We start from the raw sequence: 16,610 nt of genomic DNA, 5'->3' as shown, positions 1-16,610 counted from the left end.
CTTTTGCGCAAGAGCTCTACCTGCGGTTTTAGTTTTCGTTATGCGGGTTGTGCTTGGCTATTGCAAAAAAGTCTACTCACTTAGGTTTGAGGGTCGTTCGCTGACGCCTATTTTCACTTGTTTGCCGACGCCGCGACCATCAGAAGCCCCTAGGACTCCTGCGGCAGGCGCTTCTTGCCTTTGCGGGCGCGGTTTCTAAAGTTCTCGACGGCCTCTTCCATGCCCAGAGGTACATAGGTGAGCGCATCGAGGTTTTCGGGCAGGTAGCAGGCAAGGCTTTGCTCCTGCTCGTGGCCCGCCGCGAGCTGTTCATCGCTAGGCCGCGCGTCGGGTGTGGCGCAAATGCCATAGACGACGGCACCCATCTCGCGCGTGCGGCATTCATATTCGGTCTCGGGATGCTCGGGATGGTCGCGGCGGACGTCGTCACTTACCCAAAGCGTGTCGTAGCCTGCCGCGGCAAACTGTCCCAGGGCGTAATCGCGCAACGGCTTGCTGTCGGTGCGCAGCGTGACGGTAGCGCCGGCTGAAAAGAGCGGGCGGTAGAGCATCAGATGGTCGACATGGACGAGTCGTTTTTTGGCGTACTTGGCCTTGGGCTGTGGCGTGGGAAAGTTAATGGTGATGGCATCGAGCTCGCCTGCGGCAAACAGCTGCGGCAGCGATTTGGCGCCTCGGGGCAGGACGAGTGCGTTGGACAGCTCCTGCTCGCAGATTTTCTGTGCGGCATAGGCGATGCAGATGGGCTCCTGATCCATACCGATAAAGAGCGTGTTTGGCTCGTGGGCCGCGCGCTCTACAAGGTACGTTCCCTTGCCACAGCCAAGATCCAGGTGAAGGTGTTCGAAGGGCTTGCTGCCAGCTGGCGCGCAAGCCTCGCGCCAATCTCCGGCATAAGCCTCGGGGTTCGTCTCAATCGCATCGGCGTAGCGCTCCAGGCGCTCCTCGAGCACAAAGTTCTTAGGCGTGCGAACGTGGACGGCTCCCATGAGGCTCCTTGGTCATAAGTGTGGAACGCATGGTTGCACGTTCCGTCAATGGGTTGAAAAAAGGGTGGGTATAGTTTGCCCGAAAGATGCGATGCGGCTCGAAGGCGAGTCGTCGGTGCCTACAGACGCTTGAGAATCACATAGCGGTTGAGCTCGCCGCTGCGACCGTCGGCATGGAAGCGCTCAAGCTCGCGCACGGGGACCTCGCCGCTCTTGTAGAACGTACGGACGCCGCGCACCAGGTCGGTGATCTGCTGATCGTCAAAGTGATGGCAATAGCGGTAGGCGTGGCGGTCGTTTTGCCAGCCGATGAGGTGGTCGCCGGCTTCAAACTGCGCTGAATCGTAACCCTCAAACGGCGGGGTGAGCTCGGCGCGGGCCTCGGCTCGAACGGCCTTGCGCGCCATGCGCTCGTCGTTCATAAACTCCCAAAAGCTGATGGCGATGATGCCGCCTGGGCGCGTCTGCCGCACCAGGGCGTCGAGCACGCGTACGCGGTACTCGCATGACGGTACGTGGTGCATAAAGCCAAAGCAGACCGAGATGTCGGCGAGTGGGGCGTCGAAAAGCACGTCGGGCGTCTCGGCGGGGTTGAGCTTCATGAGAGCGTCGAGCACGTCGAGTTCCTGGAAGTGCAGGTTGGGAATGCGCAGGGCGTGGCCGCGTTCATCGATAGCCAAATCCTGACACGAGTCGACACCATAGAACTCAAACGGGCAGCTGGCATCCGCCGAGGGGTTTGCGCCGTCGACGCCCTTGGCGGCAAGTGCGCCGCCGGCGGCAAAGTTCTCGAATCGCATATTGCCGCAGGCAAGATCGAAGACGCGGACGGGATGCTCGATCGTGGCGACGTCGAGCTGCCCGAGTGCGATATCCATGGTGCGCACCCAGCCGGGCCACGGGGCCTGGCGCGTATCGGAGAAGGAGGCGGAGTGCTCGCGATAGAACGTATTGTTGAGCTGGATGAGCGATGAGGCGAAATCGCGGTTCACGGCGCGGAACTCCCTCCGTTGGCGGTGCGGAATTAACAGTACGACCATACTACCGTTAACGCTGCAACGGGGACAACCAAGCTACGGGTCATTGCTTTGTTTGGACACATTTCCGCAGCTCATATGCACCCGCAACCGCCGGTTGTCAAAAATCTCACTAGAATAGGTGGCATGCTTTTGGCGGTGGCGGATACATTTTTAACTGTGCAAGGCGCCTTAAGAACAAAAACGGTCCGGCGGCACGGCTGGCATCACATAGGAGGAACCATGAATGTAGAAACTGCGCAGCGGCTCGCCGACCTTCGTCGCAGCAAGGGTTTTAGCCAAGAAGGGCTTGCACGAAAGCTGGGACTGTCGCGCCAGGCGGTCAGTAAATGGGAGCGTGCGGAGAGCTCGCCCGATACCGAGAATCTGATCTCGCTTGCCAAACTCTATGGCGTGAGCCTGGACGAGCTGCTCAATCCGAGCGATGAGATCGAGGACGATATCGAGTTTGAGAACGAGGACCGCGCCCGTCAGCGCGAGGCCGAGGCGGCGGAGCGCGCCCGCACCCATGAGGCGGCGGCACGCGCCACGGAGGCAGCTACGCAGGCAAGTGATGCCGCGGCCAAGGCGGCGCAGGCGGCAAGCTGGAGTGCGCAGGCCGCCAATGCCGCTACGGCGCAGGCGACGAGTGGCACCGCGGTTGGCTCGACTCCGGTGAAGGGCCCGTTCCAGTCGTTCCCGTATTGGGCCGTGTGCTGGCTGCTGTTCTTTTTGCTGATGTTCCTGTTTGGTGCCGGCCCCTTTGCCGCGCTGATCTTCTTTACGATTCCCATCTATCACTGGGTGGCGCGTGCGCTCGATGGTGATTGGGCGCGCGGGGATATTCAGGTTGGTCCGGCGTCGGTGGCAATCAAGGCCCAGGGGAAGGATGCTTCTGCAGAACCTGATGCTGACGTGGCTACCACGACCACCGGTGAGCCATGTGCCAAAGAGGGTGATGAATGATGAAGCTCTCGCATGAGTCTAAGAGGCGCTTGGGCATTGGCATCGGAGCGTTTGTGCTCATCATCGGGCTTGTCGTTGGCACTTCGCGGACTTTGATTCATTTTGATGGACCGTGGAATCTCAACGATGTTGTATCCGGCTTGTCTGGTATGGACGATGCGTTTGACGAGGACGATGTTTTTGATGACGGTATTTACTCCGCTCAGTCTCAAAAGCTTTCGAGTGAAACCTTCGATGCCGACTCATTCCAGTCCCTTGACCTGGATGTGACGTCGGGTACGGTCGATATTAAGTACGTTTCCGATGGACCGGTGCGTGTCATCGAGAGTGGTCGCGTTGCAAAAGGAGTAACTGCTTACGATGCTGCCACGCAAAATCTGGCCGAGATTAGGGGCTCTACGCTCAAGATTAACCAGTTCGACTGCGATGACGAGCGTGCGCTTGACCGTACGGTCACCATCGAGCTGCCGCGCGAGCTTGCCGATAACATGATGGACATTTCGGCGAATGTGGGGTCGGGGGATCTGACGATTACGGACATTGCGTGCCACGACTTCGATTTGACGTTGGACTCGGGAGACATCGAGTTTACGGGCACCGTGACCGATACCCTGAATGCCGAGGTCGGTTCGGGCGATGTGACGTTCGAGCTCTACCAGGCCCCCGCGAAGTCGATGGACGTGAGTGTGGGCTCGGGCGATGTGGAGATGACGGTTCCGAACTCGACGGGCTTTAAGGCGAGCCTCACCTTGGGCAGTGGCGACTTCGAGAGCGATTTCCTTCCGCTTGGCTACGACGGCGAGACCATTTTGAATCTTGAATTCGATAACGGCGATAAGTCTGCCACGTATCGTTTTGAGGTCGGTTCGGGCGACATGTCGTTTGATCCGGAGTGACATGCGGTTTTCGGAGGTCGGTACATATAGGCATGCTCTTTGATGGAGGCGCTGGAGCCGTGACGGGCTTCGGCGCCTTTGCCTTTACAATGAGGACATGGAACAGATTATCTTGAACATACTCGAGGCTCTGCGTCGCGGCGAGACCGTGGACGACAAAGCGCTCGTCAAACTGATACATGCCGAGGCGCGCCGTGAGGGCGCCGACAAACGCGATTTGGCCAAGCGCCGTCTGCTGCCGTTCTACCAGCGGGTTAAACGCGAGGAGCCGGCTCGGTGGGCTGCGTGGAATGTCGATTCCGATCTGGAACGTCAACTGCTGCAGGCGCTGCGTATGAAGCCGCGCCGAACGGCTTCGGGCGTGGCGACCATTACCGTCATCACCAAGCCGTGGCCGTGCTCGGGCGATTGTCTGTTTTGCCCCAACGATCTGCGCATGCCCAAAAGCTATCTGCACGCCGAGCCGGCGTGCGCCCGTGCGGAACAAAATTGCTTTGACCCGTATCTGCAGGTGAGCGCTCGTCTGACCGCGCTTTCGCAGATGGGGCATGCAACCGACAAGATCGAGCTTATCGTTCTTGGCGGTACCTGGAGCGACTATCCGCAAGGGTATCAGGCATGGTTTATGTCGGAGCTCTTCCGCGCGCTCAATGACGATGCCGTCGCCGGCGTGGCGGCCAACCCCATGTTGGCGCGTCCGGGCATCAGCCGTGCCGAGGCAGGGCGCCTGCTCGATGACGCTCCCGCCGATGCCCTGCCGCCGGTGGTAGCGGAGCGCCGCGAGCGCTATCGGGCCACCGGCATTGCGACAGACGAGGCTGAGCTTGCTGCCGGTGTTGCCGACGAGCAGGGGCGTGTGGACGCTGTCGTTGGTGGCTATAACCGCGCAGTGCGTCGTCTGTACGGTCTTGGTACGCCGTGGGGCGAGGCTGCCGAGTGGCAGACGGCAACGATGGAGGAGCTTGAGCGTCAGCAGCGCATCAACGAGACGGCGAAGCATCGCGTGGTGGGGCTCGTTATCGAGACGCGCCCCGATGCCGTAACGCCGCAGGCCCTCACGCTCATCCGCCGCCTGGGTTGCACCAAGATTCAGATGGGTATTCAGAGTCTCGACCAACATTTGCTCGATATCAACGAGCGTCGCATTTCGGTGGCGCAGATTGAGCGGGCGTTTTCGCTTGCGCGCCTGTTTGGTTTTAAGATCCACGCGCATTTTATGCTCAACTTGCTGGGCGCCACGCCCGAGGGGGATAAGCGCGACTACGAGCGCTTTGTGACCGAGGGGGCCTTTATGCCCGACGAGGTCAAGGTCTACCCGTGCGCACTCATCGAGGGCTCGCGTCTGGTGGGTTGCTACGAGCGCGGCGAGTGGCGTCCCTATACCGAGGAAGAGCTGCTCGACGTGCTGGCCGACGACATCGTGGTGACGCCGTCGTTCTGCCGTATCAGCCGCATGATTCGCGACTTTAGCTCCGATGACATTATGGTGGGCAACAAGAAACCCAACCTGCGTCAGCTCGTCGAGAATCGCTTGGCGGCTCGTGGGGAAGGCGCGACGGTGCGCGAGATCCGCTATCGCGAGATCAGCACAGCGGGTGCCGACCTGGACAAGTTGACCCTTGACGAGGAAGTGACGTACGAGACGCCGGTGACGCGCGAGCGTTTTTTGCAGTGGATGACGCCGCAGGGCAAAATCGCGGGCTTTTTGCGGTTGTCGCTGCCCGACCATTCGTTTGTTGCCGCGCATGCGGATGAGTTGCCGACGACGCCGGACGAGGCGATGATTCGCGAGGTGCACGTGTATGGCATGGCGGCGCGCGTGGGGGATCAAGGCCAGGCGGCGCAGCATCACGGGTTGGGGCGTTTGCTCGTTGAGCGTGCGTGCGAGATTGCCCGGGATGCGGGTTATGCGCGCATCAACGTGATTAGCGCGATCGGTACGCGCGAGTACTATCGCCATCTTGGATTTTATGACCATGGCCTTTATCTGCAAAAGGAGCTCTAGATGAACAAGCCGAGTGTTTCTGCCGGCGTCGTTGCCGGCGTTGCTCTGGGAGCCGCGGCGCTTGGTGCGGCCGCCGTCGCTGTTCGTGCTGCCTGTCTGCAGGTTGCGCGAACCCGCAATGGGTTGGCGCGTGTGAAACGCGTGCACGATGAGGGCGGCGATGAGATTCGCGTGTTGGTGCAAGGCGGCGTCTACCAAAGCGCAAGCTACATTGGCGAGCGTTGGGCGGAGCCCGTCTTTGCGTACTATCGTGCGTTTGACGACGTGTTTGAGGCCGAGGATGCGATGCGCGACGTTTATGGTCACGGTATCGACCGCATGCTCATGCTGGGTGGCGGCGGGTTCGCCTATCCTAAATTCGCCCTGATGTCGCACGAGGGCTTGCGCATGGACGTCATCGAGTATGACGGAGAGATTACGCGCCTGGCGCGCCGTTGGTTCTATCTGGACGAGCTGGAGCGCACGGTGGGCGACCGCTTGCGGGTGATTACTGCTGAGGCTCGCTCGTATCTGGGTGTGACGAGTGTGGGCCATCGTCGCTACGACGTGGTCGTGAGCGATTGCTTTGGCGGTGCCGAACCCGTACGCGAGCTGGCGACGGTTGAAGCGTTGCGTTTGGTGCGGGGCAGCCTAAATGTCGGTGGCGTCTACGTGGCCAATATCGTGAGCGCAAACGAGGGGAGCGATGTGACGTTCCTGCGCGATTGCGTTGCCACGGCACTCGAGGTGTTCGCTCGCGCCTGGGTGGTGCCTTGTGGCGATACGGAGTTCGGCGGCGAGGAGAATTATCTACTCATCGCTAGCGACGGCGACTACGCCTTTGCCGAAGCTGTGCCCTTCGACACCGACTTCCTCGGCACCGTCCTTCACGACAAGTAAGTCTCCCCGTCCCAAAAAGACTGGTCTTAGGCGTGGTCGCGCCAGCTGCGGACACGCTGCTTCATGCCTTCGATGTCGAGCACACCTTCGGCGAAGCCTTTGCGCACGAGCTCTTCGGGAACAAACTCGTCGTACCGATCAAAGTAAGGTACCTCGCCGGGATAGACGAGCTCGATGGGGTCGAAGTCCTTTTCGGCCTCGGCTGCGAGCACCTCAAAGAACGTCTCCTTGTCGGCCTTCATCTTGAACTGCATAAAGTATGGACGCGACGGATCGAGCCCGCGAAGGCCCAGCTTTGCGGCGCATTTAATCTTAAGCAAGCGCTCGAGCGCCAAAAAGGCGTAGCTGCCCAGCCAGGGGAAGAGCACCCAGGTGTCGCCGCCCAGGTTAATGAGCGGCTTGGCCCCCGCGCCCGAAATCTCGGCCGTATGGCGAGCCTGTGCAAGACGTGCCCGTGCGTTGCCCATGAGATACGGATATGCCGCATGCTCGTTGAGCGCTTTGCGCATGCGCTCGAGTACATGCGTATTGATGTCTCCGGGGCAGTCGCCAAAGTAGGCCGGCACCCGGCCCTTGACCTGCGTGGCAAAGACAGTGTGGCGCTTCCAGTCCACTTCCTCGACAATCCAGCAGTGTCCGGCGATGGCGATGCGCTCACCGGGCGGGGGCGGATTGACGATCGTGCCCAGCTCGGCCGACTCGCTGCGAACGGTGAACTCCTCGTTTTCCTGGAACACGGCGTAGAACTTAAAGTTGTTGATGATGCGCTCGCCCGCGAGACCCACGATCAGCCCGCCGCCCTCGGTGACCTGGATGTGGTCGATCTTGATGAGGTGGCGCAGCAGTACGCGATAGTCATCGGCTGAGACGCGATGGAAATAACTGAGCGTGAGCACGCGTTGGGCAAGTTCGGCCGGCGTGAGCTCGCCGGTGCTGGCGAGGGTCGACATAGTCTGGTGATAGAGCAGGCTGTAGGGGAGTCGATCGAGCTCGGGCGGCTCGACCCACTTTTCCTCGCGATAGAGTTGTACGAGCGCGATACCCTGCAGGAGCTTCCAGGGAATGGTTTCGGGCATCATCGTGCGCGGCTCGGGTTCTTCCTCGCGCATGACAAACCACATCTCGGGCGGAAGGTCGCGGCGTCCCGTGCGCCCCATGCGCTGCAAAAAGGAGCTGACGGTAAACGGCGCGTCAATCTGGAAGGCGCGCTCCAGGCGGCCGATATCGATACCGAGCTCCAGCGTAGAGGTGGTGACGGTTGTCTGCGTCTGCTCCTCGTCGCGCATGAGCTCCTCGGCCGTCTCGCGCAGCGATGCCGAAAGGTTGCCGTGATGGATTAGAAAGCGGTCGGGCTCGTGTCGACTTTCGCAGTAGCTGCGCAGCATGGAGCACACGGCCTCTGCCTCCTCGCGCGAGTTGGCAAAGACCAGGCACTTGCGGCCGCGCGTATGCTCAAAGATATAGCCCATACCGGGGTCGGCGTTGTCGGGCGCCGTGTCGGTGGGGTTGAGAAGCGCCTGCTCGGTCGCTCGTGGGATGTCGACTTCGCCCTCGGGGGCCGAGGAAGTGCGACGGTCTTTGGGAGCGGCCTTGCCCCGTGCCCGCTCACGACGTTGACGGCGCTCCTCTTGTGTGAGCTGCCCGCTGTGACGCATGTCTTGGGCGCCGGCGGGCAGTGCCGTGGGCGCCACCGCCTCGATGCGCTCGCATGCGAGCACTTCGGCTTCCTGCGGACCTGTACTCGCGAATTCTCGCTGCTGCGCCTGGGGACCCGAGTTGTAGAAGTGCTCCATGGAGATGCGCCACACGCGGCGCGGCTCCTCAAAACGTGGGATGACGCAGTTGCGTCCCGTCCCCTGCGACAGGAAGGCGCCCGTGCGCTCGGGGTCGCCGATGGTTGCCGACAGACCGATGCGGCGGGGCTGCACGCCTGCCATGCGCGAGAGCCGCTCGATAAGGCAGAGCGTCTGCCCGCCGCGGTCGCCGCGCATGAGCGAATGGACTTCGTCGATAACCACATAGCGCAGGTCGCAGAACATACGAGGGATCGCCATGTGCTTATGGATCAGGAGCGCCTCGAGTGACTCGGGCGTAATCTGCAAGATGCCGCTCGGTTTTTTGATGAGCTTAGCCTTGTGCGACTGCGAGACATCGCCATGCCAGTGCCAGACAGGGATATCGGCTTCTTCGCACAGGTCGTTGAGGCGGACGAATTGGTCATTGATGAGCGCCTTGAGGGGGCCAATGTAGAGGGCGCCCACGCTTGCGGGCGGTCTCTCCCAAAACTCGGTCAGGATGGGAAAAAAGGCTGCCTCGGTTTTGCCGGAAGCCGTGGATGCCGTCAGGAGCACATTGTCTTGCGTGTTAAAGATGGCATCTGCCGCCGCAACCTGGATAGAGCGCAAGCTCTCCCAATCGTGGGAGTAGATGAAGTCTTGGATAAACGGGGCGTAGCGGTCAAAGGCGTTCACGGGGCCTCCTCTCAAAAACGAATCTCTCAACGCGGCTGGCAACGGCTTGCTGCATTACAGTCTCAACGTTCGCCCAGATAAAACCTGCCAAAATAAACCTGTCCCTTTTTGGCAGGTTAGATGGTGAATTCGGCGAAGTTACGGTCGCCGCCTGCGGTGCCGGTGTCGCCTGTTGCTGCTGCCGGCACCAGCGCGTCGCCGCCGACGCTTTGCAGCAGCTCGGCTACGTTGGCGTCGGGGTTCTGGCATAGGATGTCGAGCAGCTCGATAAAGTCGCGAATGACTTCACGCGGCGTCAGATGTGTGTCGGCTCCCACACGACCGAACTCGATCTTGAGGAAGTCCACCAAGTCGTTCTCGGTAAGCGTGGGCGTCCAGCCAAAGTAGCCGGCGTGAATTTGCATGAGTTTTTCGATCAGCACCAGCAGCTCCTCGTAGGTGAGTGGCTGCAGACGGATGATGGGCGCGAGCATGTCCTTAAGGTCCTCGCGTGCAAAGCGGCCTTGAGCGAGTCGGCTGCGCAGGGCCTCGTAGGAGAACACGCCGCGGCGGCGGTCTTCGATGGAGGTTGGCGTGCCGCCCATGATCATGCCCAGGTACTGCGCCTTGCCCTGGAGTGTGTCGTTGTACATGGTCAGGATCTTCTCGTAGTTGTACTGGCGCGTGATCGCGTTGGGAATCTTATACAGATTCACGAGCTCGTCGATGAGCACCAACATACCCTTGTAGCCGCTGCAGACCAAAAAACGCGCGATGAGCTTAACGTAGTCGTACCAGTCGTCATCGCTGATGATGGTCGAGGAGCCCAGCTCGGCGCGAGCCTCGCTCTTGGTACGGTATTCGCCGCGGATCCATTTGGTCACGCGGCTCATGGCTTCTTCGTCGCCCTCGGATACGGCCGTGCGATAGCGGCGGAGCATGCGGGTGAAGTCGAAGCCGTGGACCATTTCCTCGAGCGGGGCCAGTTGCGCATTGACGACCGACTCGTCGACGTCGGCGTACGAGGCGACCCAGCGATCAAGAATAAGGTTGAGCGCACCGCCCTCGGGGCGCGTCTTGGTCGATATATTGCGTATGAGCTCGCGGTAGGTGGCAAGGCCCTGCCCCTGCCCGCCCTGCAGACGGCGCTCGGGGGATAAGTCTGCATCGGCGACGACGAATCCCTCACCCATGGCGTGCGTGCGGATGGTCTGGAGCAAAAAGCTCTTGCCGGCGCCGTAACGACCGACCAGAAAGCGGAAGCTCGCACCACCGTCGGCGATGAGACTCAGATCGGTGAGCAGGGCGCGGATCTCGACCTCGCGCCCTACGGTAATGTAGGGAAGGCCGATGCGCGGGACCACGCCGCCCTTGAGCGAGTTGAGAATGACGGCAGCGACGCGCTTGGGCACGCGGGGTGCTGCGGATGCGGTATCACTCATGGTCTAGGTATCCTCTCACGTCTGCTTCGTAGTCCTCAATAATCTGCGGCCCTGCCGCGCTAAATTCAATTACGGTGTCGCCCACCAGGTCAAAGAGCGCCTCGTTGATGGTATCGACGAGCATGTCCTCGCTCTGTCCCGAGTGCGCCACTGCCGATGTCGCTTGCGCTGCGTTTTGCTCGAGCAGTGCGCGAAGGAAGGCATCTGCGGCGGGCGCGAGTTCGTTTGTGGCGTCAGCGGGCGCAGCAGCTGCGAACGCGGGCGTCGGCGCGAGAAGCGGTGCCACGACACCAAACTGTTCGGTGGATATGGTCGGCTCGTCGGTCAAGTCCTGCCGAATGGGTGCCACGACCGGTTCGACAATCGCGTCGGTTACGGGCTCGGCTTCCGGTTGCCCTGAGTCCGCTGCCTCGGCTTCTGCGGATGCGTCGTCCTCGCGCTCTTCGTCGATCAAAAGCGCTTCGCGCGTTTGCGCAGCGGCGCTCCGAATGTGCCCCAGCTGACTCAGATCGATATCGATCTTGACGGGCTGGTGTGCGGCGTCCCACGAGAGCCATGCCACAATCTCGTCATCGATAATCTTGGCCAGATATTTGGGGACCTTTTCTTCCTTAAGGGGATGGGCGGGGTCCAGCGCCAGGCGCAGGCGTTGGTCGCAGGCGCGCATCATTTCACCGAGCTTGCTGCTCTTTTGCCTACTACCGTGGATACGCATGCATTCCCAAAAGCCGTTTTGGCAACGGTAGATATGGATGGGATCCAGGCGGTATTCGCAGTCCTCGTGGCGCTCGGGCGCAAAGAATACGGCCGAGGCAAACATGGTGTAGGGCATGGCCGTCTCCTCCCCAAATAAGCTCGCCACGATGCCGGTCTTTCGGTGCGTGTCATAGTAGCGTGCCATACGGACATACACGGCGCACGCCACGTGGCGCAGATCGCGGTGGTGGCTGCGGTCGAGCCGCGAGTTACTTAGGTTGTACGTGGAGAGGGCGTTGATGGCGGTCATGAGTCGCTCCTCGCGCACCTCATCGGGCGGAAAGGGGAGCGTGGGCTCGGAGGTTTTGCGACGCTTGGGGGTCTGGCCGGACGGTGCCGGTGCTGGTACAAGGTCTCGTGCCGCGCGCCGCAGCTCGATAAGGGCGTTATCGAACATGACGGTTTTAGAGTCGCGAAGCAGCTTGGGGTCGAGCCCGTGGAATACGGCGTAATCCTGCAGCCACACGCGTGCAAATCGGTCGATGCCGGGCTCGAAGGCGCGATAGACATCCCAAAAAGCCTTGATCTTGTTAAAACCATCGAGCGGGTCATCTACGCCAATGCCGCAAATCAGCTCATAGAGATACAGAAAGGCAAAGGACGTAGACGTTTCCTCGACGGTTCCGTGGCGCACTTGGGCACGCCAGGTAAAGTAGCCGCGCAACTGCCGGTCGCTCATGGCGTTGTAGGTGGGAAAGTACGACTTAAAGGTGCCGTTGTAGGGACAGTCGTCCTCAAAGTCGGCCATCAGCAAGCCTTGGCGGTAGAAAAGCTCGGCCTCCGATAGCCAGCGGCCCGCGCCGCCCTTGGGGTCATCCTGCCAGCGCGATATCTCGCGCATCTTGCGGTATTGGTCGGGGAGGAAATTCTGCATCTGTCGGCCGGTTTTGAGAATCGGCTCGTCTGCGTAGATTTCGTTTGAGAAGCGGGCGGACTGATGGGTCCGGGCCTCGGCCATAATGCGCTCGATGAGCATCTTGATGTCCTGGTCGGCCACCGCTTCTCCTCTCCTAACGCAGCTTCGGTGGCCTCATATCATAGCACAGCATCAAACAGGTGTTCGAGATACTGCTGCGTAGATAGATTTAGAACAGGAGGGCGTAGATGACGGCGATGACGACGGAGGGGAGCATATTGGCCGTGCGGAAGGTCTGAGGACGGATGAGGTTGACGCCGACGCAGAAGATGAGCATGGAGCCTACGAGCGAAAGGCTGTCGAGGGCTGCCGTAGTCATGATGGGGGAGAGTGCGCCGGCAAACAGCGTGATCGTCCCCTGGAACACGGCGACGGGCAGGGCGGAGAAAATGCAGCCGCGGCCAAGCGACGCCGTCATGGTGCAGACGATGATGCAGTCCAATGCGCCTTTCAGGGCAAGCGTTGACCAGTCACCGAGCAGACCGTCCTGGATCGATCCCACAATGGCCATGGCGCCGATACACACGGTGAGTGAAGTCGAGACAAAAGCGTTGGTGAACTCGTTATCGCCCTCGCTGCCGGTTTTGCGCTTGAGCCATTCGCCAAGGTTTTCAATGGCGGCCTCCAAGTTGATGGCCTCGCCGATGAGCGAGCCGAGGGCGAACGAGACGATGAGCATGGTGGTGCCGGTGGTCGCTAGCGCCTTCCCATCGATAAGGAGCATCTTTTGCATGGTGCCGCCAAGGCCGATAAACAGGACGCACAGCCCCGATGCTTTCATGAGCGTGTCTTGGATGCGCGGTGTAATGAAGCGGCCGCCCGCTAATCCCAAAAGACCGCCCGCAACTAAAAGCACAACGTTGATGATTGTTCCCAAGCCCGGCATGAGCCCTCCTGTATTGATGCCAACGTGGCAATCGTAGCAGAACGAAATGCGAGGTACATCGCGACTCATCTAATACGTTATATAAGTGGTATTAGGAATGATGCGCGGCATTTAAGCCTCAGGTGGTTGTCGGGACATAGGGATAGTATTCAAAGCGCAGTGTCATAAGCCGCTGTGGGGATTCAATAGCCGCGGCGATGATATTGGCATCGCGGGCACGATCAAACCCTTCGAGTCCGATCTGATACGAGACGTCTTGCATAATGTCCAGACGTCGCCAGGCCAGGAGTGTGTCGCCATCGAATTCCAAGGTCTTGCCTCCGTCTGGGGGAACGGCGTATAGACGCAGCTTGGCGGTGGTTGCAGGGTCGACAACCGTGATCTTTTTAATTTCGTTTCGAGTATTCTTGGCGCCCAACAAGGTGAGCAGTGTTGGGGCCACGACCTCGCCCGATGGCAAAAAGACGACTTCGATGGATTCAGGAAATGCGATGATAGCCGACTTGCGGACGGGCTGATTGGCGGCGGCAACTTCGATGTTCGCAGCGTCGATGACCTCTGTGTGGTCGAGCGTGGCAAGCACGCAGCAGTTACCTTCATCGATCTCTTGAGGATCAGCAAGCCCCAGACTGTCCGCGAGCTCGGGATCGTTTGGATCGGCAGCGGGCTCATTCGGCGCTTCGAAAGAAGCTGGGACGCTGTTTGTCGGCGACGGCGTGTCGCCCGCACCTGCTTCTTTGTCCGCGCTCTCTTCTTGTATGGTTGCGTTGATGGGTTCGTCGTTTGGGGGGAGCGTCTTGGCGTCAAACGCGGAGGGGAGAATTCCGATGGCTCCGGATCCGTTCCACTCCATTTCGAGAAGCGCCGGGTCGGCAAGAATGCGTTGCCTGCTTTGCGCGTGGGCATCGATTTCAATAGGGCCTGCCTCTATCCCTCGTGTAAGGCTGAGTGATCCGGCTGGCTTCTCGAAATGAGCGTCTGTGTCTTTGGTGCTGACGGCGTAGAACAGCAGGGACGCTTCTCCCGCCGCGATAACATCGGTACCGGCTTTGGTCAGCCGCAACGATGCCGTGAATGAGAGGGTGGGCTGCGCATCGTCTGCATTCGCGGCGGCGCAGCCCAGACATATACCGCCTCCTTTCTCGAAAAACGCACCGTCGAAGGCGACCTTCGCTCCGTTCGCCGAGTCATCGACCGAAGCGATGTCGATGCGCAGCTCTAAATTGCATGGATCGCCATCTGCATCGAGCACAACCGAGCGCCACGTGCAGACGGCGCACCCCGCCTGGGAGCCGTTTGCCTTGTTCGAACGCTTGATATCCACGACTATCGAGCCGTCCGTATTACGACGAAGGCATCCCGAGGTTGAGATCACGGCCTGTGCGATCGAAAAACGCTCGCACGCAATGGCGCTCGACGGATTTGGTGCGGAACTTAGGGCTACTGGTAAGGAGTCTGCCATGACGGGAGTCGCCCAAGCGGCGACAGGCGTTCCGGTTGCGAGCGCGCCGCAGAGTGCGACGACGGGCAAAAGGTTCTTCGATGCCATGGGGTCTCCTTAGCTAATTTAGTGCGGCCTGTCCGTGTTTTGTTTCTGGCTGCGTTTGATGTGCAGACCGAGGCCGGCGGTTCCCGCGCCTGCTGCTGCGGCGCCTGCTGTCAAGAGCCATCGTCTGTCGCCTGTCTGCGCCAACGGTTCCTCGCGGTCGCCGCGGTCGAGCTCCGAGAGGTCGACCGTCACTTGCGTGGCGGCCTGCGCCTGTTCTTGCTGGGCAAAGGCCATGGCTGGCCCAAACGCTAGGATGCTGACGGCGGCGGCCAGGGCGACGGCCTTATGCCGTGTGCGCACCGGGCTCGACCGTCCAGGTGATCGTTGCAACCTGATCGCCTTCGCCGGTTACGCGGAAGATGTCGCGCGTGACGCGGGCGACGTTTCCGCTTGTCTTGAGCTTAATTTTGTCCGTGCCACCGGCAATGCCCTGGTAGCCCATGTCGAAGGCTGCATTCTTGGAAAGATCGAGGCCCGTTCCCTGCATTGCGGCGCTGGCGTTCTGGAGCGCGCCGTCGGGGCCGACCTTAAAGTCGATGGAGTTCTGCGCGGTTCCGGCCTTGGCGTCGGCGGCAATGGTCCAGGTGTTCATGGCGTCGATCTTCATGTTGGTGACATGGATGCCGTAGGCCGAATGATTGTCGATGGTGGTCGCGTCTTCTGAGGGGCCCTGAAGCGTGCCGTCGGCCTTGGCGACGAAGGGAATAACCGTCGGAACTTTGAACTCAACGTTGTCGATCTCGGTCCTGACCATTACCTTCGTGGTTCCAACGCGCCCGGCTGCCATAGCTGGCGTCGGGGCGGCGCCCATTGCGAGCGCGAGCGCGAGCCCTGCGCCCACGGCGAGCGCTCTGGCTCCGTTCATGTTCCTGGTGATGTCCATGGTCGTTCCTTTCTATTCGCCGCGGGCCGTCCCCGCGATGATTGGACGAATGCTGGTGAATTGCGTGCGGTGCCGCGTCGGCCGGAAAAGCTAGTTCTCGGCTTGCTCAACCCGCACCTTGACACGTGTCGGATTGCCGTGGCTGTCGAGGGTCTTGGCATCGAGCGCCTGAATCTCGATGTACGCCTCGCCTTCTTTGATGTCGCCGGCGGGGCACGTTTCGATTGTCTTGCCGGTCTCGACCACACCGGATTCGTACATGGTCTCGTCGTTTTGGATGACGCGGAATCGCTGGGGAAATTTATTGTCTTGGACGTTTTGCACGTTGACGCGCAGCTTGCCGTCCTCCTGCAGCTGAGCGACCGGTGCGACCGAAATCGTCATCATGTTGTCGCGGACGATGGCGTCGAGCTCATCTTGGATTTCCTGACGCGTTTTGCCCTCGGCCGTCGTAACCGAAGCGCCCGCCTCGGGTACGGGCTGCGACTGCCAAGCGTATAGTGCTACGGCGACAAGGGCACAGACGATGGCCAAGCAGGCAACGATGAGCTTCTTGCGACGACCCAGGCCTGCAAAGTGGGGTGGCTTCTTCGCGCTCATGCGGCATCCTTGGCGGTATAGATGCGCGCAAAGGTGGACGGGTTCGCTCCAAAGAGCATGTGAAGCATCAGGCGGCGTGAGTAGACAAGCTCGTCGAAGTCGGGAGGGAGCTCGATGTCGTGGATATGCGCGATGTGGTGGGCGAGCGCCGAGAACGACTCGGGGTCGCAGATCACATCGGTGGTAACGTGGTAGACCGTCGTATCGGGGAATGCCTCTTCGTCGAAAGGCAGGAGATGGGGATCGTCGTCGACTTCGATGGCGATGCCGTACTGGGGCCAGTAATATGCCATGGGAACCTCCCTGCTTCTGGGCCAAAACTTCTATCGGTTTTGGCTGTCGATGCCGACGGTATCAGCCGCTACTTGACCAATTTC

The 16,610-nt window shown here is 60.5% G+C and carries 15 protein-coding genes; 4 read left to right on the top strand and 11 right to left on the bottom strand.

Annotated features, from left to right (window positions below):
• Nucleotides 1–149: 149 nt before the first annotated feature.
• The gene (locus AAA021_RS08445) at nucleotides 150–989 is read right to left on the bottom strand and encodes a methyltransferase (RefSeq protein ID WP_349088857.1); all 840 of its coding nucleotides are present in this window, start codon (nucleotides 987–989) and stop codon (nucleotides 150–152) included.
• A gap of 119 nt (nucleotides 990–1,108) precedes the next feature.
• Complete coding sequence (locus tag AAA021_RS08440; RefSeq protein WP_349088855.1) at nucleotides 1,109–1,981, bottom strand: class I SAM-dependent methyltransferase; 873 nt, start codon at nucleotides 1,979–1,981, stop codon at nucleotides 1,109–1,111.
• 267 nt (nucleotides 1,982–2,248) lie between these two features.
• Between AAA021_RS08440 and AAA021_RS08435 the strand changes: the two genes are divergently transcribed.
• The 4 genes from AAA021_RS08435 to AAA021_RS08420 all read left to right on the top strand — a co-directional run bounded on the left by AAA021_RS08435 (nucleotide 2,249) and on the right by AAA021_RS08420 (nucleotide 6,751).
• Complete coding sequence (locus tag AAA021_RS08435; RefSeq protein ID WP_349088853.1) at nucleotides 2,249–2,971, top strand: helix-turn-helix transcriptional regulator; 723 nt, start codon at nucleotides 2,249–2,251, stop codon at nucleotides 2,969–2,971.
• Nucleotides 2,968–3,867, top strand: coding sequence for a DUF4097 family beta strand repeat-containing protein (locus AAA021_RS08430; RefSeq protein ID WP_349088851.1), 900 nt, complete (start codon nucleotides 2,968–2,970; stop codon nucleotides 3,865–3,867). Before AAA021_RS08435 ends, AAA021_RS08430 begins: the two co-directional genes overlap by 4 nt.
• A 97-nt stretch (nucleotides 3,868–3,964) precedes the next feature.
• The gene (locus AAA021_RS08425) at nucleotides 3,965–5,872 is read left to right on the top strand and encodes a tRNA uridine(34) 5-carboxymethylaminomethyl modification radical SAM/GNAT enzyme Elp3 (RefSeq protein ID WP_349088850.1); all 1,908 of its coding nucleotides are present in this window, start codon (nucleotides 3,965–3,967) and stop codon (nucleotides 5,870–5,872) included.
• Nucleotides 5,873–6,751, top strand: coding sequence for a fused MFS/spermidine synthase (locus tag AAA021_RS08420; RefSeq protein ID WP_349088848.1), 879 nt, complete (start codon nucleotides 5,873–5,875; stop codon nucleotides 6,749–6,751).
• 26 nt (nucleotides 6,752–6,777) lie between these two features.
• Here the strand turns inward: AAA021_RS08420 and AAA021_RS08415 are convergent, their stop codons facing one another.
• The 9 genes from AAA021_RS08415 to AAA021_RS08375 all read right to left on the bottom strand — a co-directional run bounded on the left by AAA021_RS08415 (nucleotide 6,778) and on the right by AAA021_RS08375 (nucleotide 16,526).
• The gene (locus tag AAA021_RS08415) at nucleotides 6,778–9,222 is read right to left on the bottom strand and encodes a DEAD/DEAH box helicase (protein WP_349088846.1); all 2,445 of its coding nucleotides are present in this window, start codon (nucleotides 9,220–9,222) and stop codon (nucleotides 6,778–6,780) included.
• 116 nt (nucleotides 9,223–9,338) lie between these two features.
• Nucleotides 9,339–10,643, bottom strand: a complete 1,305-nt coding sequence (locus tag AAA021_RS08410) for an ATP-binding protein (protein ID WP_161115338.1) — start codon at nucleotides 10,641–10,643, stop codon at nucleotides 9,339–9,341.
• Nucleotides 10,636–12,396 carry a TerB N-terminal domain-containing protein gene (locus AAA021_RS08405; RefSeq protein WP_349088845.1) on the bottom strand — a complete coding sequence of 587 codons (1,761 nt, stop codon included), beginning with the start codon at nucleotides 12,394–12,396 and terminating at the stop codon, nucleotides 10,636–10,638. The genes AAA021_RS08410 and AAA021_RS08405 overlap by 8 nt, the downstream gene beginning before the upstream one ends.
• A gap of 88 nt (nucleotides 12,397–12,484) precedes the next feature.
• On the bottom strand, nucleotides 12,485–13,201 hold the full coding sequence (locus tag AAA021_RS08400; RefSeq protein ID WP_035137052.1) for a DUF554 domain-containing protein: 717 nt from the start codon (nucleotides 13,199–13,201) through the stop codon (nucleotides 12,485–12,487).
• Nucleotides 13,202–13,319: 118 nt separating this feature from the next.
• Nucleotides 13,320–14,750 (bottom strand): hypothetical protein, encoded by a 1,431-nt coding sequence (locus AAA021_RS08395; RefSeq protein ID WP_349088843.1) that lies wholly within the window; start codon nucleotides 14,748–14,750, stop codon nucleotides 13,320–13,322.
• 18 nt (nucleotides 14,751–14,768) lie between these two features.
• Nucleotides 14,769–14,984, bottom strand: coding sequence for a hypothetical protein (locus tag AAA021_RS08390; RefSeq protein ID WP_195544275.1), 216 nt, complete (start codon nucleotides 14,982–14,984; stop codon nucleotides 14,769–14,771).
• Between the two features lie 49 nt (nucleotides 14,985–15,033).
• Nucleotides 15,034–15,633, bottom strand: coding sequence for a hypothetical protein (locus tag AAA021_RS08385; RefSeq protein ID WP_161160416.1), 600 nt, complete (start codon nucleotides 15,631–15,633; stop codon nucleotides 15,034–15,036).
• 90 nt (nucleotides 15,634–15,723) lie between these two features.
• Nucleotides 15,724–16,233, bottom strand: a complete 510-nt coding sequence (locus AAA021_RS08380; RefSeq protein WP_349088842.1) for a hypothetical protein — start codon at nucleotides 16,231–16,233, stop codon at nucleotides 15,724–15,726.
• Nucleotides 16,230–16,526 carry a hypothetical protein gene (locus AAA021_RS08375; RefSeq protein WP_195503477.1) on the bottom strand — a complete coding sequence of 99 codons (297 nt, stop codon included), beginning with the start codon at nucleotides 16,524–16,526 and terminating at the stop codon, nucleotides 16,230–16,232. The genes AAA021_RS08380 and AAA021_RS08375 overlap by 4 nt, the downstream gene beginning before the upstream one ends.
• Nucleotides 16,527–16,610 lie beyond the last annotated feature (84 nt).

Source organism: Collinsella sp. CLA-JM-H32 (genome assembly GCF_040098165.1).
Lineage (GTDB): Bacteria > Actinomycetota > Coriobacteriia > Coriobacteriales > Coriobacteriaceae > Collinsella.
This window is presented reverse-complemented; position numbering and strand designations above follow the sequence as displayed.